Genomic DNA, 20,931 nt, shown 5'->3' with positions numbered 1-20,931 from the left:
CAAGGGAGCGACTGACGCGCTCCCTGCGGGGTGAATGGATCGCGCGCTTTACTCCAGCAAACCCTTGATCTCATCTTTAACCAACAAGCGTTTTTCCTTTAACTTCTTCAGCTCCTCATCGCTGCCGGCCGCCTTTTCAGCGCTCACCACCAGTTCGTCGACGGCGTTGTATTTATCAAACAGCGCGTTCAGACGCGGATTTTTCGCCCGGTGTCCATCGACTTCGTCCTTGCTCAAACCCAAGTCCTGATACAGGTCGTGTTTCACTGGCATGGCCTACCTCCGCAAGTTGATCAATGATTACGCCCTTGAAGCTAGCCCATTCCAGGGGGTCTTGTCATGTTTGCGGGCAAACCAGTTCCGTTCGTCGCTACACCGGCGATGGAATCAAACCTTTGCCGCGCCCTGCCCTCCACTGTAGATCGCCACCCGAGGGAGACCGGTTTCATGAATCACGCCGCCACTGCTGTCGACACCCAATGCATCAACACCCTGCGCACCCTGGCCATGGATGCCGTGCAGAAGGCCAATTCCGGCCACCCCGGCACGCCCATGGGCCTGGCGCCGGTGGGGTATACGCTGTGGAGTCGCTTCCTGCGTTATCACCCGGAGCATCCCGACTGGCCCAACCGCGACCGTTTTGTGTTGTCGGTGGGGCATGCATCGATGCTGCTGTATTCGTTGCTGCACCTGGCCGGCGTGGTCGAGATCGACGCCCAGGGCCAGCGCTCGGGGCTGCCGGCGATCAGCCTGGACGATATCCAGCAGTTCCGGCAGATGGGCTCCAAGACCCCAGGCCACCCCGAGTACCGCATGACCACCGGCGTAGAAACCACCACCGGCCCCCTCGGCCAGGGGTGCGCCAACAGCGTCGGCATGGCCATGGCCGGGCGCTGGTTGGGCGAGCGCTTCAACCGCGACGGCCAAGTGCTGTTCGACTACAACGTCTACACCCTGTGCGGCGACGGCGACATGATGGAAGGCATCAGCAGCGAAGCCGCCTCCCTGGCCGGGCATTTGCGGTTGGACAACCTGTGTTGGATCTATGACAACAACACCATCAGCATCGAAGGCCACACCGAACTGGCCTTCAGCGAGGACGTGATCCAGCGCTTCCAGGCCTATGGCTGGCACACCTTGCATGTGACCGATGCCAACGATCTGAGTGCTCTGAGCACGGCGCTGGAAACCTTCCAGCGCAATACCGGTGCGCCGACCCTGATCGTGGTCGACAGCGTGATCGGCTACGGCTCGCCGCACAAACACAACACCGCCGCCGCCCATGGCGAGCCGCTGGGCGAGGCGGAGATCCGCCTGACCAAGGCCGCGTATGGCTGGCCGGAAGACGCCAGCTTCCTGGTGCCCGAGGAGGCGCGCACGGTGTTGCGTGATGCATTGCACGCGCGGGCCGAGCCGTTGTACCGACAGTGGCAGCAAACCCTGGCGTCCCTCGACCCGCAACTGGCCGACGAACTGCAACGCATGCGCGCCGGGAACATGCCCGAGCAATGGCAAGCTGAACTGCCCAGCTTCGACCCCGACGCCAAGGGCGTGGCCAGCCGTGCCGCCGGCGGCGCGGTGCTCAATGCCTTCGCCCGGCAGATTCCCTGGCTGCTGGGCGGTTCGGCGGATTTGTCGCCGTCGACCAAAACCAACCTGACCTTCGACGGCGCCGGACGCTTCAGTGCCGACGACTACAGCGGACGCAACCTGCACTTCGGCATCCGTGAACATGCCATGGGGGCGATCGCCAATGGCATGGCGCTGTCCTACCTGCGCCCGTACACCTCGACGTTCCTGGTGTTCAGCGACTACATGAAGCCGCCGATCCGCCTCGCGGCAATCATGGAATTGCCGGTGGTGTTCGTGTTTACCCATGACTCGATCGGCGTCGGCGAAGACGGCCCGACACACCAGCCGATCGAACACCTGAGCCAACTGCGCGCCACGCCGGGGTTGCTGACCCTGCGTCCCGGCGACGCGAATGAAACCCTGGAACTGTGGAAGGTTGCCCTGGCCCAGACTCACCGGCCGAGCTGCATGGTGTTGTCGCGCCAACCGCTGCCGACTCTGGACCGCACGCAGTACGCAGCCGCGTCCGGTGCCGCCCAGGGAGCCTATGTGCTGGCCGGCGCCGCACACCCCGAGGTCATCCTGCTGGCAACCGGCAGCGAAGTCAGCCTGGCGGTGGCGGCGTATGAACAGCTCAAAGGCGAAGGCATTGCCGCGCAGGTGGTCTCGATGCCCAGCTGGGAGCTGTTCGAAGAGCAGCCCACCGCCTACCGCGACAGCGTACTGCCGCCAGCGGTGACCGCGCGGGTGGTGGTGGAACAGGCCGGCCCCTTGGGCTGGGACCGCTATGTCGGACAGACCGGCGCCAAAGTGGTGATGAACAGCTTTGGCGCATCGGCGCCCCTGGCCAAGTTGCAGGAGAAGTTCGGGTTTACCGTGGAGAATGTGGTGAAGCTGGCCAAGCAACAGATCCAACGGCAGGAACATTGATCACAATGGTGACTGACACTCCGCTATCGGGGGCAAGCCCCCTCCCACATTGACCGCATTCCCTTGGTTGATCGGCGGGGTTAGTGGCATTTGCTCATGCTCGGGTGCCGGCGGTGAGCCCCACTCTCCCATGTGGGAGGGGGCTTGCCCCCGATAGCGGTGCATCAGTCACTGCATGAGTACCTGAACCACTGAAGTGCGCCCCATTGATGGTCAGACCAGCTCTCGGGCGAGGAACGGCGCGGTACGGCTTTTCTTGCTCTTCGCCACCTGTCGCGGCGTGCCGCTGGCAACCACCTTGCCGCCCAGGTCCCCAGCGCCCGGCCCGATATCGATCACCCAGTCACTCTGGGCCACCACGCGCATTTCATGCTCCACCACAACCACCGTATGCCCGGCGTCGACCAGATGGTTCAACTGGCGGAGCAAGCGGTCCACATCCCGTGGGTGCAGGCCGGTCGTCGGCTCGTCCAGCACATACAAGGTGGCGCCCCGGGCATTGCGTTGCAGTTCGGTGGCCAGCTTGATGCGCTGCGCTTCGCCCCCGGACAGTTCCGTCGCCGGTTGGCCGAGGCGCAGATAGCCCAGGCCGATGTCGCGCAGCACCAGCAACGACCGCAGCCCCCCCGGCTGCTCGGCGAACACCTCCACCGCCTGCTCGACGGTCAAGCCGAGCACTTGGGCAATGTTCAAACCTTGCCATTGGATCGCCAGGGTCTCGGGGTTGTAGCGCGCCCCGTGGCAGGTCGGGCACGGCGCGTACACGCTGGGCATGAACAGCAACTCAACGCTGACGAACCCTTCGCCCTCGCAATTCGCGCAGCGGCCCTTGGCGACATTGAAAGAAAACTGCCCCGCATCGTAATCACGCTGCTTCGCGGCCGGTGTGGCAGCGAACAGTTTGCGCACGTTGTCGAACAGCCCGGTGTAGGTCGCCAGGTTGGAGCGCGGGGTGCGGCCGATGGGTTTCTGGTCCACCTGCACCAGCCGGTGAATCCGTTCCAGCCCGGCGCTGATGCACCCGCCGCTGGTGGGCGGGGCATCGTCTTCCAGGCTCGGTTCGTCGTCGCTTTCCGGCACGCGGCCGAGGCCGCTGCCCACCAACTCCAGCAGCGCCTGGCTGACCAGGCTGGATTTGCCCGAGCCGGAAATACCGGTCACCGCAGTGAAGCAACCCAGCGGGAAATCGACACTCAAATCCTTGAGATTATTACGTGTGACGCCCTCCAGGCTCAGCCAGCCGGTCGGCTCGCGGCGCCGGGGATTGGCCGGGCGCCGTTCGGCAAACAGGTACTCACGGGTCTGCGACGCTTCAACCTGCGCCAAACCCGCCGGCGGTCCGCTGTACAGCACTTGCCCGCCGTGTTCACCGGCCGCCGGTCCGACGTCGATCAGCCAGTCGGCGCGGCGCATGGTTTCCAGGTCGTGCTCCACCACAAACAACGAATTGCCGGCGGCTTTCAAACGCGCCAGCGCAGTGAACAGCGCTTCGCCATCTGCCGGGTGCAGCCCCGCCGACGGCTCATCCAGCACATAGATCACGCCGAACAACTGCGAGCCCAGTTGCGTAGCCAGGCGCAAGCGCTGCAACTCGCCGGACGACAAGGTCGGCGTGCTGCGCTCCAGGGACAGATAGCCCAGCCCCAGCTCGGTCAGGGTGCTGACCCGTTCGAGCAGATCCTCGGCGATGCGCTGGGCGGCCAGGCGCTTTTCCAGCGACAGTTTCATCGTGTCCTGCCCCGCCGCCACCGGCCGCAGCAGCTCGGCCAATTGAGTCAGCGACAGTTGCGAGAGTTCGCCGATGTCCACCCCGGCAAACTTCACCGACAACGCCGCCTGGGTCAGCCGCTTGCCGTCGCACAACGGGCAGGCGCTGCCCTGCATGAACTGCGCGACACGCTTTTTCATCAGCGCACTTTGGGTGTGGCTGAAGGTGTGCAGGATATAGCGCCGCGCGCCGCTGAACGTGCCCTGGTAGCTCGGCTCCAGCTTGCGTTTCAGCGCCTCGCGGGTCTGCTCCGGGGTGAAACCGGCGTACACCGGCACGGTCGGGGTTTCTTCGGTGAACAGGATCCAGTCGCGCTGCTTTTTCGGCAAATCACGCCACGGGATGTCGACGTCATAGCCCAGGGTCACCAGGATGTCGCGCAGGTTCTGGCCTTGCCACGCCAAGGGCCAGGACGCGACCGCACGCTGGCGGATGGTCAGCGAGGGATCGGGCACCATCAGCGCCTCGGTCACCTCATACACGCGGCCCAGGCCGTGGCATTGCGGGCAGGCGCCCTGGGGCAGGTTCGGCGAAAAATCCTCGGCATACAGCATCGCCTGCCCCGGCGGATAACTGCCGGCGCGCGAATAGAGCATGCGGATCAGGCTGGACAACGTCGTGACACTGCCCACCGACGAACGCGCACTCGGCGTGCCGCGCTGTTGTTGCAGGGCCACGGCAGGCGGCAGGCCTTCGATGGAGTCCACATCGGGCACGCCGACCTGATCGATCAGGCGTCGCGCATAGGGCGCCACCGATTCGAAATAGCGCCGCTGGGCCTCGGCATACACCGTGGAAAAAGCCAGGGACGACTTGCCGGAACCCGACACGCCGGTAAACACCACCAGGGCATCCCGCGGGATATCCACATCGACGTTACGCAGATTATGTTCGCGAGCGCCGCGAACCCGGACGAACCCAAGGTGTTGGGTGGTGATCTGAGGGATGTTGCGCGATGAAGTCATGGTCAACCTTGTGGCGCGGCAAGCACGCGGCGCACCCGATGCGTCTGGGTTTCGGGGTTATAGGGCTTGCTCAGCAGATGAATGTCGGGGCTCAGCAGGTGCGGGATTTCGTTTCATTGCATATAGCTTATCCACGCAGGCCGGGGCAACTGCGCTCAGTGAAAATCCCGGCTGCGCACAGCGATGCCTTGCAGCAACGGCGACAGGTCGGTGAGGCGCCCGGCGATCAGGTGCCGCACCTCGCCCACCGCCTCCCAGCGCCCGTCCACCTTGAGCAGGCGCGAGCCGACCAGGGCCTGGCGCTGACGTTCTGCCAGGTCACGCCAGACCACCACATTCAGGTTGCCGAATTCATCCTCCAAGGTGACAAAGGTCACACCGCTGGCGGTGCCGGGGCGCTGGCGACCGGTCACCAGGCCGGCGACGCTGACAGTGCGGCCATGCTCCACCGCCATCAGCTCACGGGAACTGCGGCAGCGCCGTTTGCGCAATTCATCGCGCAACAACGCCAATGGATGCGGGCCCAGGGTGGTGCCGAGCGTGGCGTAATCGGCCTGCAGGTCTTCGCCCACCGTGGGTGTCGGCAACTCCACCCGCGCTTCGTCGGGGCTGGGCAGGCCGGCGAACAGCCCGAGTTGTTTGTGTACCCCCGCCACTTCCCAGCGCGCCGTGTGCCGGTTGCCGGCCAACGCCCGCAAAGCTCCGGCATCCGCCAGCAAGGCTTGGGCGCGGGGATCCAGCCCGGCGCGTCGGTCGAGGTCGGCAATGTCGCTGAATGCACGGTGCTCGCGCGCCGCTTCGATCCGTCGCCCATCCTCTTCGCGAAACCCCGCGATCATGCGCAACCCCAGGCGAATCGCCGGTTGCGCGCCGGTGATGGGTTCCAGGCTGCAATCCCAGTCACTGGCCTGCACATCCACCGGGCGGATCTGCAAACGATGGCGCCGCGCGTCCTGCAGGATCTGGTCCGGGCTGTAGAACCCCATGGGCCAGCTGTTGATCAACGCACAGGCGAAGGCCGCCGGTTCATGGCATTTGAGCCAGCAACTGGCGTAGGTCAACAAGGCAAAACTGGCGGCGTGGGATTCCGGAAAGCCATAGCTGCCAAAACCCTTGATCTGCTCGAAGATCTGCGCGGCGAAGGCTTCGCTGTAGCCGTTTTTGAGCATGCCGGTGCGCAAGCGTTGCTGGTGCGGTTCAAGGCCGCCGTGACGCTTCCAGGCCGCCATGGAACGGCGCAACTGATCAGCTTCGCCAGGGCTGTAATCGGCAGCAACCATGGCGATCTGCATCACCTGTTCCTGGAACAACGGCACGCCGAGGGTGCGTTCGAGCACCGCTTCAAGCTGCGGCGACGGATAGGTGGTGGGCTCCTCTTTGTTCCGCCGCCGCAGGTACGGATGCACCATGCCGCCCTGGATCGGCCCCGGGCGCACGATGGCGACTTCAATCACCAGGTCGTAAAAGGTCTGCGGCTTGAGCCTGGGCAACATCGACATCTGCGCCCGCGACTCGATCTGGAACACGCCGAGGGTGTCGGCCTTGCTGATCATTGCGTAGGTGGCCGGGTCTTCCTTGGGGATCGTCGCCAGGCACAGGTCGTGGCCACGGTGGCGACGCAGCAGGTCGAAACAGCGGCGGATCGCGCTGAGCATGCCCAGGGCGAGGATATCCACCTTGAGCAGGCCGACGGCGTCGAGGTCGTCCTTGTCCCACTGGATGATGGTGCGCTCGGCCATCGCCGCATTTTCCACCGGCACCAGGGTGTCCAGCGGGTGTTCGGAAATCACGAAGCCGCCGGGGTGCTGGGACAGGTGCCGGGGGAAACCGATCAGTTGCTGGGTCAGCGCGAGTATGCGGCGCAGCACCGGGCTGTCGGGGTCGAAACCGCCCTCGCGCAGGCGTTCCAGGGGTGGCGCTTGGTCACTCCAGCGCCCGCAGCACTCGGCCAGGGCATTGACCTGGTCCGGCGGCAAACCCAGGGCCTTGGCCACATCGCGCACCGCGCCGGCACCGTGGTAGCTGCTGACCACCGCCGTCAGTGCCGCGCGGGTGCGGCCGTAGCGCTGGAACACGTATTGCAGCACCTCTTCGCGGCGTTCGTGTTCGAAGTCGACGTCGATGTCCGGCGGCTCGTTACGCTCCCGGGACAGGAAGCGCTCGAACAGCATGTTCATCAGGCTCGGGTTGATCTCGGTGATGCCCAAGGCAAAACACACCGCCGAGTTGGCCGCCGAACCCCGGCCCTGGCACAGGATCGAACGGCTGCGGGCAAAGCGCACGATGTCATGCACCGTGAGGAAATAGCTTTCATAGCCCAGCTCGCTGATCAGTTCCAACTCGCGGTCGATCTGCTGCCGGGTCTTGGCGTCGACCCCTTGCGGCCAGCGCCGGGCGATGCCTTCTTCGGTGACGGCGCGCAGCCAGGATCGGGCGTCATGGCCGGCGGGCACCAGCTCACGCGGATAGTGGTAGCGCAGTTGGCTGAGGTCGAAGGTACAACGGCGCGCGATGGCCAGGGTTTCGTCGAGCAACGACGTCGGATACAACGCCTGTAACGCCGGCAGGCTGCGCAGATGCCGCTCGCCGTTGGGATGCAGGCGCGTGCCGGCTTCGGCCACCAGTACGTGATGGCGGATGGCGGTCATGGTGTCTTGCAGGGCGCGGCGGCCGCGGGCATGCATATGCACATCGCCGCAGGCCACCGCCGGGAGCTGCAGGCTGGCGGCCAGGGCCAGGCGTTGCTCCAGGTGACGCGCATCGTCCTGCCCGCAATGCAGGTGCACCGCCAGCCACAGGCGCTCGGCGAAGGTACGGCGCAGCCATTGGATCGAGGCCTGGGTGTCGCTGTCTTCGGCAATCCAGAGCGCCAACAGGCCGGGCAGCGGTTGGTCGAAGTCTTCTGGCAGCAGGCGATAACGGCCCTTCTCCGCCCGTCGTCGGGCCAGGGTGATCAAGCGGCACAGGTGCTGGTAGCCGCTGAGGTCTTCCACCAGCAGTAGCAGTTTCGGGCCGTTTTCGACGCGCATCTCACTGCCGATGATCAGCGGCAAACCCACCGCTTTCGCCGCCTGCCAGGCGCGCACGATGCCAGCCAGGGTGCATTCGTCAGTGATCGCCAGGGCGCTGTAGCCCTCGCGCTTGGCCCGCTCGAACAACTCCAGCGCCGTGGAGGCGCCGCGCTGGAAGCTGAAGTTGGACAGGCAATGCAGCTCGGCGTAACTCATGCGAACCAGCCTTGCAGCCACAACCCGTCGCATTGCCCCACGGTGCGGTAGGCCCAGCCTTGCTGGCCGGCGCGGGTCTGGATCAGGTAATAGTCGCGGCGGATATCGGCGCCATCCCACCAGCCCGATTCGATGCGCTCCGGGCCCTTCAGGATCTGCACGCCCGCCTCGGCCAACAAGGTCGGCTCGGCGAGCAGCCAGCCGGGGCGTTGCACGTTGTTCAAAGTGGGGCACGGGTTTTTATCGGTCCCCGCTTGCCAGGCACATTCGGGGCGGTGGTCGGCGTGAAAGCGCAGGCCGTGTACCGCCTCATCGCCAAGCCGGGCGCGCAGGCGTTCGCGCAGTTGCGCCCAGGGCAGGGTCTGTTGCGGGCGGTCGTCGAACAGGTCCTGGCGTTGCGGCACAAACACCGGCAGGTCCTGGGCCACCAGGCGAACACCGCGCACGGGGGACGTCACTTGCACCTGCTCCAGACGCCCGCGGGCCAGTTCGAACAGCATCGGCGCTTCACGCTCGGCGCTGAGCAGGCCGACCGGGATCACGCTGTCGGGGGCCTGGGCGTGTTCCAGGTGCAGGGCGAAACGCTGGACGCCACTGTCGCGGCCACAGAGGAAGGCGGACAGGTCGCCGGTCAGGCGGCGCAGCGGGAATAACAGGGCCTGGTGGGATTGCACGTCGTAGTTCAGCTCGATGCGTACATCGAAGCGGTCCGGCGGCTGATAGAAGCCCAGCGCCAACGGCCGCTGCCCGCTCAGGGCATCCAGATGCTTGAGCAACGCCGCATCGAAACGCCGCGCCAGGGTGTGCCGGGGCAACGCCTGCACCTGGGCCAGGCTGCGCAAGCCCATGCGCGACAAGGCGATAGCGGCCTGCGGGTCCAGGCCGGCGCGGTCGATGGGCAGTGGCGCCAAGGCCTGTATCAACGCGTGATCATCGGCCACGGCCAGGCCATCGTAGCGGTTCGCCAGAACCCGCGCCGCCGCCGGGTTGGGCGCGGCGACGATGCGATGACGAAAGCCCAGCTCGCTCAGCTCTTTGCGCAGGCGGGCCTCGAAGCGCGGCCAGGGCCCGAACAGGCCCAGGCTCGACTCGATCTCAAACAGCAAGGCGCGCGGGTAAAACACGCTGACCTGGGAACTGAACTGGTAGGCCCAGGCCGCCAGAAACTGCTGCCAGCGTTCGATCTCCACGGGGTCGTATTCGGCGCAGGCAAAGGTTTTGACCAGCGCATGCGCCGCCGTCAGCGATTGACCGGAGCGCAGGCCCAAGGCATGCGCGGCCGCGTTGACGGTTTGCAGGACGCGCCGCTGCGGCGTGCCGGCCAGCAGCGCCAGCGGCTCGTGCGGCGTCGGATGCATACGCTGCACCGCGTCCAGCGCCAATTGCGGGAAGACAATACACACCCAGCGCATGCCAACCTCAGTGCCCGGCCAGCGCAATCGGCGCCGGGTGGGCCAGCCCGCCCCGGCACTTGAGCACCCGCACTTGCGCGGGCCGGGCGTCGACCGCCAGGCGCAGAGCGGCCGGCGAGGCGTTGAGCGCGTCACTCAGGGCGCGCCAGGCAAACGCCAGGGTCTGCCCGGTTTCCGCCGCTACCTGCAAGCGCCGCAAGGCACGATCATCGGCCTTGCGCGGCCAGCACAACACCGCACCGCAACTGCCCGAACGCAGGCACTGCTCGACCGCCCACAACGCATCCCGCTCCTCGGCCCGGACCACCGTGAGCTGACGCAAATCCACCCCGGCGTTCTGCCAGGCGTGGGGGTACGGCGTGTAGGGCGGCGCCACCAGCACTATGCGCTCTCCCGCCGCTGACAAACGCGCCAGGGTCGGCAATACCAGTTGCAGTTCGCCCACGCCGTCCTTGGCCATGAGGATTTCGCTGAGGGCCGACTCCGGCCAGCCGCCCGTGGGCAGCACCGCATCCAGCGCCGCCAGCCCCGTGGGGTGAACACTGGCCGGTGGCGCGGCGGGCCGGCCCTTCCACACGCGCCCGCCATTGAACAGCGCGTCCAGGGCAACGACGGCGCCCATCAGCCTTGCCTCACCAGGCCGCAGAACACGCCTTCGATGGCCAGGTCCTGATCGGGCCCGACCACGATGGGTTGATACGCGGGGTTGCGCGGCAGCAGCCGCACGCTGTCGCCATTGCGTTCGAAACGCTTGATGGTGACTTCACCGTCCAGGCGCGCCACCACAATCTGCCCGTTCACGGCTTCGGCACTGCGGCGCACGCCCACCAAATCGCCGTCGAGGATGCCGTCTTCGATCATTGAGTCGCCCTGCACCCGCAACAGATAGTCCGGGGTTTTCGCGAAAGTGGCCGGGTCGAGTTGCAGGCGGCTGTGGACTTCGGCATCGGCGCCGATGGGCAAACCGGCGGCGACACGGCCCAGGACCGGGACGTCCAGCCATTCGGGCCGCGCTGGCGGGTTGAGTAGGCGAATGCCACGGGCCTGGTTGGGGTTGACTTCGATAAAGCCGGCTTCGGTCAGGGCCACAACGTGTTTACGGGCGACGCTGCGGGAGGCGAAGCCGAATGCCTCGGCGATCTCGGCGAGGCTGGGGGATTGGCCTTGTTGCGCGATGCGGTCGCGGATGAAGGTCAGGATGGCGGTGCGGCGGGGGGTTAGGGTTGTCATGGAGTACATTTGTACTCTTGTGGGAAATTTCTGACAAGAGCCGGTAGTCGGGGTTGGCCTGGGCTGGGGGGGGGGGTGACCGTGTACATATCCGTTATTTAGGTCACGGCGGCTTAGGGTTCCGCTCTTACAGCGGGTCACTTTGGAAAAGCCTGTACGGACCGGACACATGGTTGACACCTGTGCGGGGACATAGTGGACACATTATGCACCGTAGTCAGGGGTATTCACGTCGAAGGTCCGTAGGAAGTGATGGCAGAAGTAGACGTCAAACAAGCCATCGCTTTCAGCGTTAGGGCGTATTGCGATGTGCTGTCCAACCAGTCCTTTGGCGATGCTGAAGTAGCGTTTCTGAAAGCGAAACCGACTGTGATAAACCTTGGCCAACACATCATCCGGGCCATATTCAAAGTCTGACAGTTGCTGCGGATACGCCCAGGGGCTGCTCCGATAGCGGTCCATAGGCACCTTGTAGCCCAGCGCCTGATGCGGGCGTTGTAGGTTATAAACCTCACGCCATTGATCAAAAGCCAATTGAGCGTCCATCAGTGTGGAAAAGTGACGTCCATTGAGCACTTCTGCTTTGAGTGAACGATGGAAACGCTCGAGCTTTCCATTGGTTTGAGGGTGTCGAGGACGGCTAAAGCTGATCCGAATTCCCAGTCGAATCAGCCAGATACTCAGCTCTGTAATTTCTCCTGGATTGCGTGGCGAACCCCAGGGCGGGTCGTTATCAACGTTGATACGAGCCGACAAGCCATAGCGCTGGAAAACCTCAATCATCTTCTCCTTCACCGTGGCTCCCCGTTCGTTGTCACAAGCCTGAATGGCCAGGCTGAACCGAGAGTGGTCGTCCAGCAGGGTCAGGGGGTGGCACCGACCTTGTTGCAGCGCGAAATGCCCTTTGAAATCCATCTGCCAAAGATCATTAGGCGCGTCGTGTTCAAACCGCAGCGTCGCCGCTTGTTCTTTCTGAGACGGTTGAATCAGGCCATGCCGGCGCAAGACATTGGTAACGGTACTTGGAGCGATACGCCTTTCCAACAGGCTGCTAATGGTGCGTCCGCCCCATGCTGGATGGGCCTGCCTAAGGGCGATGACTTGTGCTTCCAAAGCGGCCGGGGTCAGTTTGGGGCTGGTCGCTGGTCTGCGGGATTTTTCTTGCAGACCAGACTGGCCCTGCGCTTCGTAGCGTTCGATCCACTTGTACGCTGTTTGCGGGCTGATACTGAATCGTCGGCACAGCTCACGTTTATTGCTGCCGGGTTGCCGTGCTAAGGCAACGAATTCTTCTTTCAGGCTCATGGTGTCTCTCGTAGTCCAAGGCATGATGGTTTTCCGGCGAAATTAGCTCGCTGGAAAGTGTCCACCATGTCCCCGCACACCCGTCAACCATGTGTCCGGTCCGTACAAAAAGCCCCAAAGTAACCAAAGGGCTCTTGCCCCACCACTCGGCACCTCGCTAGTGCTCGGTGTGCCCTCACTCCGGCCAGCGTGGTTTGACGGGGCGCCTAAGATCAAGATCAAAAACCAGAGCCAGAGCAGAACGAGTTCTATCTGATCCATGGAGATCAAAATGTAGGAGGGGCGGTGCGACGATTCGACTTGCCCCCGATGGCGGTGGATCAGTCATGCATGTATTGGCTGACAGACCGCCATCGGGGGCAAGCCCCCTCCCACATTTCTGACCGAGTTCGGCTTGCAGGATCAGGTTGGCTATAAGGCCGCGCCCAAGAGCAAGAGCAAGAGCAAGAGCAAGAGCCAGAGCAGAACGAGTTCTATCTGATCCATGGAGATCAAAATGTGGGAGGGGGCTTGCCCCCGATGGCGGTCTGTCAGCCAATACATGCATGGCTGATCCACTGCTATCGGGGGCAAGCCCCCTCCCACATTTTTGACCGGGTTCGGCTCGCCGAGTCAGGTCGGCTACAAGGCCGCTTTGCTTTTGATCTGAGGCACACCGAGCCTAGTTTTGGCTACTTTTGAGAAAACGGATATCGACACGCCCCACTCTCACCATCCCTCTTTCAACATCCGCAATTCCAGATGCTGCAACAGCATGATGGTCTTCCCATCCACGATCTCACCGCTCGCCACCATCGCCAACGCCCGCTCGAACCCCAGTTCCAGCACCTCGATGTCCTCGCCTTCCTCTTCGATCCCGCCGCCCATTCCCACCCGATCCTCCGGTTGGTATTCGCCGAGGAAAAAGTGAATCCGCTCCGTCACCGATCCCGGGCTCATGAATGCCGCATAGATCTTCTCCACATGCCCCACGCGATAGCCCGTCTCTTCTTCGGCTTCCAGGCGAATGCGTTCCTCAGGGCTGGCGTTGTCCAGCAACCCGGCCGCGGCTTCGATCAGGTAACCGGGATAGTCGTTGACGAAGGTGGGCATGCGGAACTGTCGGATCAGCAGCACAGTGCGCTGGGCGCGGTTGTACAGCAGGATGGTCGCGCCGTTGCCCCGGTCGTACACTTCGCGGGTCTGGGCCTGCCAGCTGCCGTCGCGGCGGCGCAGGTCGAAGCTGTATTTTTTCAGCAGGTACCAATTCTCCGAGAGCGTTTCTTCGGCGGTGATGCGAACGGGGCTGTTGTCCATGGTCGGGCCTTTGCTCAAAGGAGCAGGAGCATGTCGCGCCAGCAACGCCAACGTCAAGCCGGTCGCATACCGCTACAATCGGGCCCCATAAAAAGTCTCTGCAAGGGCAAGGCAATGTCGCTGCATATCCCGACGCTACTGATAGTCGCCGTGTTCGTGTTCTGCCTGATGGGCCTGCTCACCGTGCATGCCTGGAGCCGTGGCCGTGAACCGACCCTGGGCTATCTCGGCATCATGCTGCTGCTCGCCACCCTGGGCACCGGGCTGATCGCGGTGCGCGGCGTGGGCCTGGATTTTGTCGCGTTGATCCTCGGCAATGTCGTGCTGTTGCTCAGCGCCGCGATGAACTGGACCGCCATGCGCGCTTTCGTGCAGCGCAAGCCGAGCCTGCCGGGGATCTTTGCCGGGTGTGGCGTGTGGCTGTTGATGTGCCTGTTGCCGCAGTTCTATGGTTCGCTGTCGGCGCGGGTCACCCTGTATTCGCTGCTGGCGGCCGGTTATGGCGTGCTGTCGGCCCTGGAGCTGTGGCGCAACCGCGCGACCCTGGAAGTCGCCTACGCTCCCGCGCTGGCGCTGATCCTTTGGCACACCGCGTTCTATGGCATACGCGCAATCACCGACGCCGGCCTGCCGCTGAAAAACGCCCAGGCCTCGGGGGGTGAAGGCGTGCCGTTTTTCTCGTTCATGCTGTTTGAATCGATGCTGTATGCCATCGGCATTGCCTACATCACCCTGGCGATGGTCAAGGAGCGTGCCGAGTTGCGCTTCAAGGCCGCCGCCTTCAGCGATGCGTTGACCGGCGCCGGCAACCGCCGCGCCTTTATGCTCAGGGGCGAAAAACTGTTGGCCGACTGCAGCCGTCGCCAGCGCAGCGCGGCCCTGCTGCTGTGCGACCTGGACCACTTCAAGCGCCTGAACGACAGCTTCGGCCACCCCATGGGCGACCAGGCGCTGATCGCCTTCAGCCAGATGACTCGGGCCATGCTGCGCAGCGGTGATGTGTTTGCGCGTATCGGCGGTGAAGAGTTCGCCTGCCTGCTGGCCGACAGCGATGCGGCCGGGGCGTTTGAAGTGGCCGAGCGCATCCGTCGCGGGTTTGCCGAACTGGACCTGCTGACGCCGGGGTTCTTGAGCGTGAGCATCGGCATCGTCACCACCACGGCGGCAGGCCACGACCTCTCATACTTACTGTCCCAGGCCGACCAGGCGCTGTACCAGGCCAAGGCCTATGGACGCAATCGCGTGCAGGTGGTGGCGCTCGCCTGAGCGGACGACGCTTGAATGCCGCAATACTTTGCAAGCAATCAGTAAACGCCTGATCTACGAGCATTCCCTGGCGGATGTGGCCACCGCCTTGCCGGTGCGCTGGCTGCTGTCGCAGAAATTCGATTCCATCGACAAGATTGCCGACATCCATATGCCGCTGCTGGTGGTCCACGGCCTGGACGACCGCTACGTCCCCCCACGGTTCAGCGAGCAATTATTTGCCGCCGCCCAGGAACCCAAGCGCCTGTTGCTGGTGCCCGGCGCCAGCCACAACAACAGCATGAGCCTGGCCGGGCGCAGCTATCGCAAAGCGCTGGACAACCTGATGCAAGCGAAGATGCCGACACAGGTTGTCACCCACTCAACCGGGCGCGCCAACGACTCATAAAATGTGTTTTCGGCACTGGGTTCGCGCGGGGCTGTCAAGCGCAAACCCAGCCTATGCTGGCCCGCGCCAGAAGTTGATCAAATATTGATCTTGGGTTGAATCGCCAACCCCTGCCGGGCCCTCGCAAAGTTATCCACAGAGATACCCACGGTTTTCGTGGACAACTCTTTTTATTTTTTTACGATTTTTTTGCTCAGCCCGCGCCTTGGGGAAAGGTGCCAGGCAGCAAAATTTCGCGATTCACATCGCGTATATCGTTATACCCGCACAGCGCCATCGACACGTCCAACTCGCGGGCGATGATCTCCAGCGCCTTGGTCACCCCCGCTTCACCCATCGCGCCCAGGCCGTACAAATGCGGGCGACCGATCAGGGTGCCTTTGGCGCCCAATGCCATGGCCTTGAGCACGTCCTGGCCGGAACGGATACCGCCGTCGAGCCACACTTCAATACGCTCGCCCACCGCCTCGACGATCGCCGGCAATTGGCTGATGCTCGATGGCGCGCCATCCAACTGACGACCGCCGTGGTTACTCACCACCAACGCATCGGCGCCGGCATTCGCCGCCAGGCGCGCATCTTCCACATCGAGGATGCCCTTGATGATCAACTTGCCGCCCCAGCATTTCTTGATCCATTCCACATCGTCCCAACTCAGGCGCGGGTCGAACTGTTGGGCGGTCCATGCCGACAGCGAACTCATGTCCGCCACACCTTTGACATGCCCGACGATATTGCCGAAGCCATGACGCTTGGTGCCGAGCATGCCCATCACCCAGCGCGGCTTGGTCATCATGTTGAGGATATTCGGCAGGGTCAGTCTGGGCGGCGCCGACAGGCCGTTGATCAGGTCCTTGTGACGTTGGCCGAGGATCTGCAGGTCCAGGGTCAACACCAACGCATCGACACCGGCGGCCTTGGCGCGCTCGATCAATTGCTCGATAAAAGCGCGGTCGCGCATCACATAGAGTTGAAACCAGAACGGCTGGCCGACCTGTTCGGCGATGTCTTCCAGGGAGCAGATGCTCATGGTCGACAAGGTGTAGCGCAGGCCAAAGGCAGCAGCGGCACGGGCGGTGAGAATCTCACCATCGGCATGCTGCATCCCGGCCAGGCCGGTGGGCGCCAGGGCGACTGGCATGGCCATGTCCTGGCCGATCATGGTGGCGCGGATCGAACGTTTATCGATATTGCGCGCCACCCGTTGGCGGAATTTGATCTGGGCAAAATCGCTTTCATTCGCCCGGTAAGTGCTTTCAGTCCAAGAGCCGGAATCGGCGTAGTCGTAAAACATCCTTGGAACACGTTTTTGCGCCAGCTTGCGTAAGTCTTCGATGGTTGTGATCAACGACATCTGCGTCACCTCTCCCTGAACTGAGTAGGAAGAGTAACCGCCCATCCGCCGTACAACCAGCCATTGCGTTGATTGATCAGGCCGCTGACGGCTCGTCCGTGGCAGGTGGCTCGGGGGTGAGTCCCCAGTCGCCGTGCTCGTACCAGTCATCGCCGATCATCTCGGCCGGGTGCATGGTACGGTCGGCGCCGTTGCCACAGGCCAGATCGGTCGTGGCGCAATAGCGGTCGCAGCCCCAGCAGATGCGTTCGGGGTGCTTGGGGTGCAGCGGAAAAGGCTTGGCCATGATGAGGTTCCCTACCGGCGAACAATAGAGTCAACCTAACCTGGTCGAGGGGGCATGGCCTTGACTGCGGTCAAGATTGGCCAACATGAAATATCGCAGAAACTTGACAAGAATCATTATTATTTACGATCAACCTTCCTAGACTCGGGTTCTTTCCCCCTCACCCGTCAGGAAGCCTCCATGCGTATTCCTTCTACTGTGTCCCTGGTCCTGCTGTTGTCCACCTCTGCGGCGTTCGCCAAGGAGTACCCGATCGGCGAGCCGCAGCACTGCCCAGGCCTGGAAATCGGCGCGGTGTACCTGCAACCGATCGAGATGGCACCCGCCGGCATGATGCGCGCCACGGCCGACTCCGACGTCCACCTTGAAGCCGATGTGCGCGCCACGGCGGACAATGCCCAAGGCTTCCAGGAAGGCAGTTTCGTGCCGTACCTGAACCTGTCCTTTACGTTGAAAAAGCAAGGCAGCGACACGCCAATCACCGGTGATTTCCACGCCATGGTCGCCAATGACGGGCCGCACTACGGCGACAACGTCAAGCTGCAAGGCCCAGGCAAATACACCCTGACCTTCAGCGTATTGCCGCCCAGCGGCCACCAGTCCCTGGGCCGCCATACGGACAAGGAAACCGGGGTCGCACCGTGGTTCGAACGCTGCGAAGTCCACTACGAATTCGTCTATGCCGGCATCGGCAAGAAAGGCGGCTACTGATGCGTCGCGCCTTGCTGCTGGGCAGCTTGCTGCTGAGCGGCGCGGCCCTGGCGGCGCCGTTGCCGACCTATGAACTGACCTTGCAGGACGGCCACTTCATCCCGCCGCAACTCACGGTCAAGGCCGGCGAGCGCTTCAAGATCGTGCTGCACAACCTCGGCCAAGGCCCGGCCGAATTCGAGAGCACGCCGCTGCGCGTGGAGAAAGTCTTGTCGCCCGGCGTGACCACCTTCGTCGTGATCCACCCGCTCACGCCGGGGTTGTATCCGTTCTTTGACGAGTTCAACCCACAGTTGCCCGAAGGCAGCATCCTTGCCCAATAGCCCCGGGAGCCGTTGATGAATCAATCGATGTTTATTGTCTGGCGCGAAAGCGTCGAGGCACTGCTGGTGATCGGCATTCTGCAAGTCTGGATCAGCCGCCAGACCGCGCACTCGCGCCTGGGGCGTTTCCTGTGGGCCGGGGTGGTCCTGGGCTTGTTCTGCTCGGCCGGCCTGGCCGGCTTGATGCTGTGGGCCGGTGAGGCCATGACCGGCCCCCAGGGCGAATGGCTGCAAGCGGCGCTGACATTATTGGCCAGCGGCCTGATGGTGCAGATGGTGTTCTGGATGCATCGTCACGCGGCCACACTCAAAAACACCCTGGTACGCGAAGCCGATGAACGCCTGGCGCGCCAGGGCGGTTGGGGCGTGTTGCTACTGACGCTGTTGGCGGTGAGCCGCGAAGGCAGTGAAACCGTGGTGTTTCTGTACGGTGCCGGTGCGCGTCTGCAGGGCCCGGCGCTGAACCTGTTCGCGATCGGCGGCGTGCTGGGCCTGGTGTTGGCGGGGCTCACGGTGCTGTTGTTGCGCAGTACGCGGCGCTTCATTTCCTGGTCGCTGTTTTTCGCCCTCAGCGAAGCGCTGTTGCTGCTGCTCGGCGGGGCTTTGCTGGTGGCGGCCGTGGACCGTATCAGCGGGCAATTGCTGGCGATGGACATGCCCGAGTGGGTCTATTCGAGCTTCGGTGAAAGCCGCTGGGACAGCAGTACCCTGCTCAGCGACAGCCACGGCCTGGGCGCGATGTTGGCTGACTTTGTCGGCTACCGCGCCGCGCCGAGCCTGGTCACCGTGCTGGTGCTGCTCGGCTATTGGCTCTGGGTGGGCAACGGCCTGCGCCGTTCGCGGCACGCGGCATGAGCTGGCTGCAGCGCCTGGGCGATGGCATGCGCCGCCATGGGCGCTTGATCCGTGCCGTGCAATGGGCGGTGGTGCTGGTCTACGCCGTGCTGCTGGTGCTGCCGGCGCTGCTGCCGTTGCCGGACAGCCAGGCGCGCCTGGTGAACAACCTGACGCTGCTCGCGCAATTCATCTTCTGGGGCCTCTGGTGGCCGTTCGTGTTGCTGTCGATGGTGTTGTTCGGGCGCCTGTGGTGCGGCGTGCTCTGCCCGGAAGGTTCCCTGAGCGAATGGGCCAGCCAGCACGGGCGCGGCCTCGGTATTCCGCGCTGGCTGCGCTGGGGCGGCTGGCCGACGCTGGGCTTTTGCCTGACCACCCTCTATGGCCAATTGATCAGCGTGTATGACTACGCCCAGGCGGCCCTGTTGATTCTCGGCGGCTCGACCCTCGGCGCGGTGATCGTCGGCCTGTTGTTCGTGCGCGGCAAGCGCGTGTGGTGTCGGTACCTGTGCCCGGTCAGCGGCGTCTTCGCCCTGCTCGCCCGCCTGGCGCCGGTGCATTTCGCGGTGGATGAGCAACGCTGGAAAGCCAACGACGCGCCCCGCCTGCCGCTGCCCAACTGCGCGCCACTGCTGGATATCCGCCGCCTGCAAGGGGCCAGCGAGTGCCATGCCTGCGGCCGCTGCAGCGGGCAACGTGGCGCGGTGCAACTGATCGCCCGCTCGTGCAATCAGGAGATCCTGCAGGCGCCCCATCAGCAAGGCTCGGCGTGGGACGCGCGGCTGTTGCTGTTTGGTGTGATCGGCCTGGCGATGGGGGCGTTTCAATGGACCGTCAGTCCGTGGTTTATCGCGCTCAAACAAACCCTGGCGACGTGGCTGGTCGGCCATGACTGGCTGTGGCCGCTGCAAGACAACGCGCCGTGGTGGCTGCTCACTCATTATCCGCAGCTCAATGACAGCTTCAGTTGGTTGGATGGCTTGTGCATTGTGTTGTATCTGGGGGGGAGTTCGTTGGTATTGGGGGGCGGCTGTTGGCTGCTGCTGCGGTTGGCCGCGTGGGTGGCGGGTGATCGTGCACTGTTTCGGCCCTTGGCGCTGACGCTGACGCCCCTCGGTGGTGCGGGTTTGTTCCTGGGGTTGTCGGCGACCACGGTGAAGTTGTTGCGGTATGAGGGCTTGGGGTTGGCTTGGGTGCAATCGGCGCGGGCCGTGTTGTTGATGGCGGCGGTTGGGTGGTGTTTGTGGTTGGGGTGGCGGCAGCTTCGGGGGGTTGGGGGGCTGCGGCGTTGGGGTGGGTGGTTGTGTGTGGGGTTGAGTGTTGGCTTGGTGGGGGGTGGATGGTGGTTGCAGTTTTGGGGGTGGGGTTGAGTACATATCCGTTGTTTAGGTTACGGCAGCTATTGGTTCCGCTCTTACAGCGGGTCACTTTGGAAAAGCCTGTACGGACCGGACACATGGTTGACGGGGCGCCTAAGATCAAAAGCCAGAGCCAGAGCCAGAGCCAGAGCCAGAGCCAGAGCCAGAGCCAGAGCAGAACGAGTTCTATCTGATCCATGGAGATCAAAATGTGAGAGGGGGCTTGCCCCCGATGGCGGTGGATCAGTCATGCATGTAGTGACTGACACACTGCCATCGGGGGCAAGCCCCCTCCCACATTTCTGACCGAGTTCGGCTTGCAGGATCAGGTCGGATATAAGGCCGCGCCCAAGAGCAAGAGCAGAACGAGTTCTATCTGATCCATGGAGATCAAAATGTGGGAGGGGGCTTGCCCTCGATGGCGGTGGATCAGTCATGCATGTAGTGACTGACACACTGCCATCGGGGGCAAGCCCCCTCCCACATTTCTGACCGAGTTCGGCTTGCAGGATCAGGTCGGATATAAGGCCGCGCCCAAGAGCAAGAGCAGAACGAGCTCTATCTGATCCATGGAGATCAAAATGTGGGAGGGGGCTTGCCCCCGATGGCGGTGGATCAGTCATGCATGTAGTGACTGACACACTGCCATCGGGGGCAAGCCCCCTCCCACATTTCTGACCGAGTTCGGCTTGCAGGATCAGGTTGG

At 63.6% G+C, this 20,931-nt stretch carries 16 protein-coding genes and 1 pseudogene; 7 read left to right on the top strand and 10 right to left on the bottom strand.

Features of this window, described 5'->3' with window-relative positions; all coding sequences use genetic code 11:
* Window positions 1-48: 48 nt before the first annotated feature.
* Window positions 49-273 carry a DUF465 domain-containing protein gene (locus tag ACVWZP_RS02850; RefSeq protein WP_046383097.1) on the bottom strand — a complete coding sequence of 75 codons (225 nt, stop codon included), beginning with the start codon at window positions 271-273 and terminating at the stop codon, window positions 49-51.
* A gap of 174 nt (window positions 274-447) precedes the next feature.
* On the opposite strand from ACVWZP_RS02850, the gene tkt reads away from it, so the two are divergent.
* Window positions 448-2,502 (top strand): transketolase, encoded by a 2,055-nt coding sequence (gene tkt / locus ACVWZP_RS02845; RefSeq protein WP_108526386.1) that lies wholly within the window; start codon window positions 448-450, stop codon window positions 2,500-2,502.
* Window positions 2,503-2,715: 213 nt separating this feature from the next.
* Here tkt and ACVWZP_RS02840 read toward each other — a convergent pair whose 3' ends face one another.
* The 7 genes from ACVWZP_RS02840 to ACVWZP_RS02810 all read right to left on the bottom strand — a co-directional run bounded on the left by ACVWZP_RS02840 (window position 2,716) and on the right by ACVWZP_RS02810 (window position 13,705).
* Entirely contained in the window at window positions 2,716-5,235 is a 2,520-nt protein-coding gene (locus ACVWZP_RS02840) for an excinuclease ABC subunit A (protein ID WP_457369349.1), read from the bottom strand.
* Between the two features lie 155 nt (window positions 5,236-5,390).
* Window positions 5,391-8,483: an error-prone DNA polymerase gene (locus ACVWZP_RS02835; protein ID WP_457369348.1), complete on the bottom strand. Its 3,093-nt coding sequence runs from the start codon at window positions 8,481-8,483 to the stop codon at window positions 5,391-5,393.
* Complete coding sequence (locus ACVWZP_RS02830) at window positions 8,459-9,874, bottom strand: Y-family DNA polymerase (protein ID WP_457369347.1); 1,416 nt, start codon at window positions 9,872-9,874, stop codon at window positions 8,459-8,461. The genes ACVWZP_RS02835 and ACVWZP_RS02830 overlap by 25 nt, the downstream gene beginning before the upstream one ends.
* A gap of 7 nt (window positions 9,875-9,881) precedes the next feature.
* The gene (gene imuA, locus ACVWZP_RS02825) at window positions 9,882-10,496 is read right to left on the bottom strand and encodes a translesion DNA synthesis-associated protein ImuA (protein WP_046383092.1); all 615 of its coding nucleotides are present in this window, start codon (window positions 10,494-10,496) and stop codon (window positions 9,882-9,884) included.
* Window positions 10,496-11,113, bottom strand: a complete 618-nt coding sequence (lexA, locus tag ACVWZP_RS02820) for a transcriptional repressor LexA (RefSeq protein WP_017846678.1) — start codon at window positions 11,111-11,113, stop codon at window positions 10,496-10,498. The genes imuA and lexA overlap by 1 nt, the downstream gene beginning before the upstream one ends.
* A gap of 195 nt (window positions 11,114-11,308) precedes the next feature.
* The gene (locus ACVWZP_RS02815; protein ID WP_457369346.1) at window positions 11,309-12,433 is read right to left on the bottom strand and encodes an IS481 family transposase; all 1,125 of its coding nucleotides are present in this window, start codon (window positions 12,431-12,433) and stop codon (window positions 11,309-11,311) included.
* Window positions 12,434-13,117: 684 nt separating this feature from the next.
* Window positions 13,118-13,705, bottom strand: coding sequence for an NUDIX domain-containing protein (locus tag ACVWZP_RS02810; RefSeq protein WP_017849304.1), 588 nt, complete (start codon window positions 13,703-13,705; stop codon window positions 13,118-13,120).
* A gap of 114 nt (window positions 13,706-13,819) precedes the next feature.
* Between ACVWZP_RS02810 and ACVWZP_RS02805 the strand changes: the two genes are divergently transcribed.
* Together ACVWZP_RS02805 and ACVWZP_RS02800 are read left to right on the top strand one after the other, a co-directional pair.
* Window positions 13,820-14,971, top strand: coding sequence for a GGDEF domain-containing protein (locus tag ACVWZP_RS02805; RefSeq protein ID WP_201021157.1), 1,152 nt, complete (start codon window positions 13,820-13,822; stop codon window positions 14,969-14,971).
* Between the two features lie 64 nt (window positions 14,972-15,035).
* Window positions 15,036-15,359 (top strand): annotated as a pseudogene (locus ACVWZP_RS02800) (alpha/beta hydrolase); the annotation flags it as partial.
* A gap of 193 nt (window positions 15,360-15,552) precedes the next feature.
* Here ACVWZP_RS02800 and ACVWZP_RS02795 read toward each other — a convergent pair.
* Together ACVWZP_RS02795 and ACVWZP_RS02790 are read right to left on the bottom strand one after the other, a co-directional pair.
* Window positions 15,553-16,713 carry an alpha-hydroxy acid oxidase gene (locus ACVWZP_RS02795; protein WP_079444110.1) on the bottom strand — a complete coding sequence of 387 codons (1,161 nt, stop codon included), beginning with the start codon at window positions 16,711-16,713 and terminating at the stop codon, window positions 15,553-15,555.
* A gap of 76 nt (window positions 16,714-16,789) precedes the next feature.
* Window positions 16,790-16,999: a DUF3079 domain-containing protein gene (locus ACVWZP_RS02790; RefSeq protein ID WP_017849308.1), complete on the bottom strand. Its 210-nt coding sequence runs from the start codon at window positions 16,997-16,999 to the stop codon at window positions 16,790-16,792.
* Between the two features lie 180 nt (window positions 17,000-17,179).
* Here ACVWZP_RS02790 and ACVWZP_RS02785 point away from each other — a divergent pair, with 180 nt between their 5' ends.
* From ACVWZP_RS02785 to ACVWZP_RS02770, 4 genes are read left to right on the top strand one after another with little or no spacing between them, the layout of a single operon-like run.
* Window positions 17,180-17,710 (top strand): iron transporter, encoded by a 531-nt coding sequence (locus tag ACVWZP_RS02785; RefSeq protein WP_017849309.1) that lies wholly within the window; start codon window positions 17,180-17,182, stop codon window positions 17,708-17,710.
* Window positions 17,710-18,033 (top strand): cupredoxin domain-containing protein, encoded by a 324-nt coding sequence (locus ACVWZP_RS02780; RefSeq protein ID WP_017849310.1) that lies wholly within the window; start codon window positions 17,710-17,712, stop codon window positions 18,031-18,033. Before ACVWZP_RS02785 ends, ACVWZP_RS02780 begins: the two co-directional genes overlap by 1 nt.
* 15 nt (window positions 18,034-18,048) lie before the next feature.
* Window positions 18,049-18,888 carry an FTR1 family iron permease gene (locus tag ACVWZP_RS02775; RefSeq protein ID WP_046383091.1) on the top strand — a complete coding sequence of 280 codons (840 nt, stop codon included), beginning with the start codon at window positions 18,049-18,051 and terminating at the stop codon, window positions 18,886-18,888.
* Window positions 18,885-20,237: a 4Fe-4S binding protein gene (locus ACVWZP_RS02770; protein WP_232589118.1), complete on the top strand. Its 1,353-nt coding sequence runs from the start codon at window positions 18,885-18,887 to the stop codon at window positions 20,235-20,237. Before ACVWZP_RS02775 ends, ACVWZP_RS02770 begins: the two co-directional genes overlap by 4 nt.
* Window positions 20,238-20,931: the final 694 nt, after the last annotated feature.

This window comes from Pseudomonas sp. TE36184 (assembly GCF_054060055.1).
This window is presented reverse-complemented; position numbering and strand designations above follow the sequence as displayed.

Coding starts and splice junctions, on each gene's coding strand:
- ACVWZP_RS02850 (WP_046383097.1), bottom strand. CDS start 273: ATGCCAGTGAAACACGACCTGTATCAGGACTTGGGTTTGAGCAAGGAC.
- tkt (WP_108526386.1), top strand. CDS start 448: ATGAATCACGCCGCCACTGCTGTCGACACCCAATGCATCAACACCCTG.
- ACVWZP_RS02840 (WP_457369349.1), bottom strand. CDS start 5,235: ATGACTTCATCGCGCAACATCCCTCAGATCACCACCCAACACCTTGGG.
- ACVWZP_RS02830 (WP_457369347.1), bottom strand. CDS start 9,874: ATGCGCTGGGTGTGTATTGTCTTCCCGCAATTGGCGCTGGACGCGGTG.
- imuA (WP_046383092.1), bottom strand. CDS start 10,496: ATGGGCGCCGTCGTTGCCCTGGACGCGCTGTTCAATGGCGGGCGCGTG.
- lexA (WP_017846678.1), bottom strand. CDS start 11,113: ATGTACTCCATGACAACCCTAACCCCCCGCCGCACCGCCATCCTGACC.
- ACVWZP_RS02815 (WP_457369346.1), bottom strand. CDS start 12,433: ATGCCTTGGACTACGAGAGACACCATGAGCCTGAAAGAAGAATTCGTT.
- ACVWZP_RS02810 (WP_017849304.1), bottom strand. CDS start 13,705: ATGGACAACAGCCCCGTTCGCATCACCGCCGAAGAAACGCTCTCGGAG.
- ACVWZP_RS02805 (WP_201021157.1), top strand. CDS start 13,820: ATGTCGCTGCATATCCCGACGCTACTGATAGTCGCCGTGTTCGTGTTC.
- ACVWZP_RS02795 (WP_079444110.1), bottom strand. CDS start 16,713: ATGTCGTTGATCACAACCATCGAAGACTTACGCAAGCTGGCGCAAAAA.
- ACVWZP_RS02790 (WP_017849308.1), bottom strand. CDS start 16,999: ATGGCCAAGCCTTTTCCGCTGCACCCCAAGCACCCCGAACGCATCTGC.
- ACVWZP_RS02785 (WP_017849309.1), top strand. CDS start 17,180: ATGCGTATTCCTTCTACTGTGTCCCTGGTCCTGCTGTTGTCCACCTCT.
- ACVWZP_RS02780 (WP_017849310.1), top strand. CDS start 17,710: ATGCGTCGCGCCTTGCTGCTGGGCAGCTTGCTGCTGAGCGGCGCGGCC.
- ACVWZP_RS02775 (WP_046383091.1), top strand. CDS start 18,049: ATGAATCAATCGATGTTTATTGTCTGGCGCGAAAGCGTCGAGGCACTG.
- ACVWZP_RS02770 (WP_232589118.1), top strand. CDS start 18,885: ATGAGCTGGCTGCAGCGCCTGGGCGATGGCATGCGCCGCCATGGGCGC.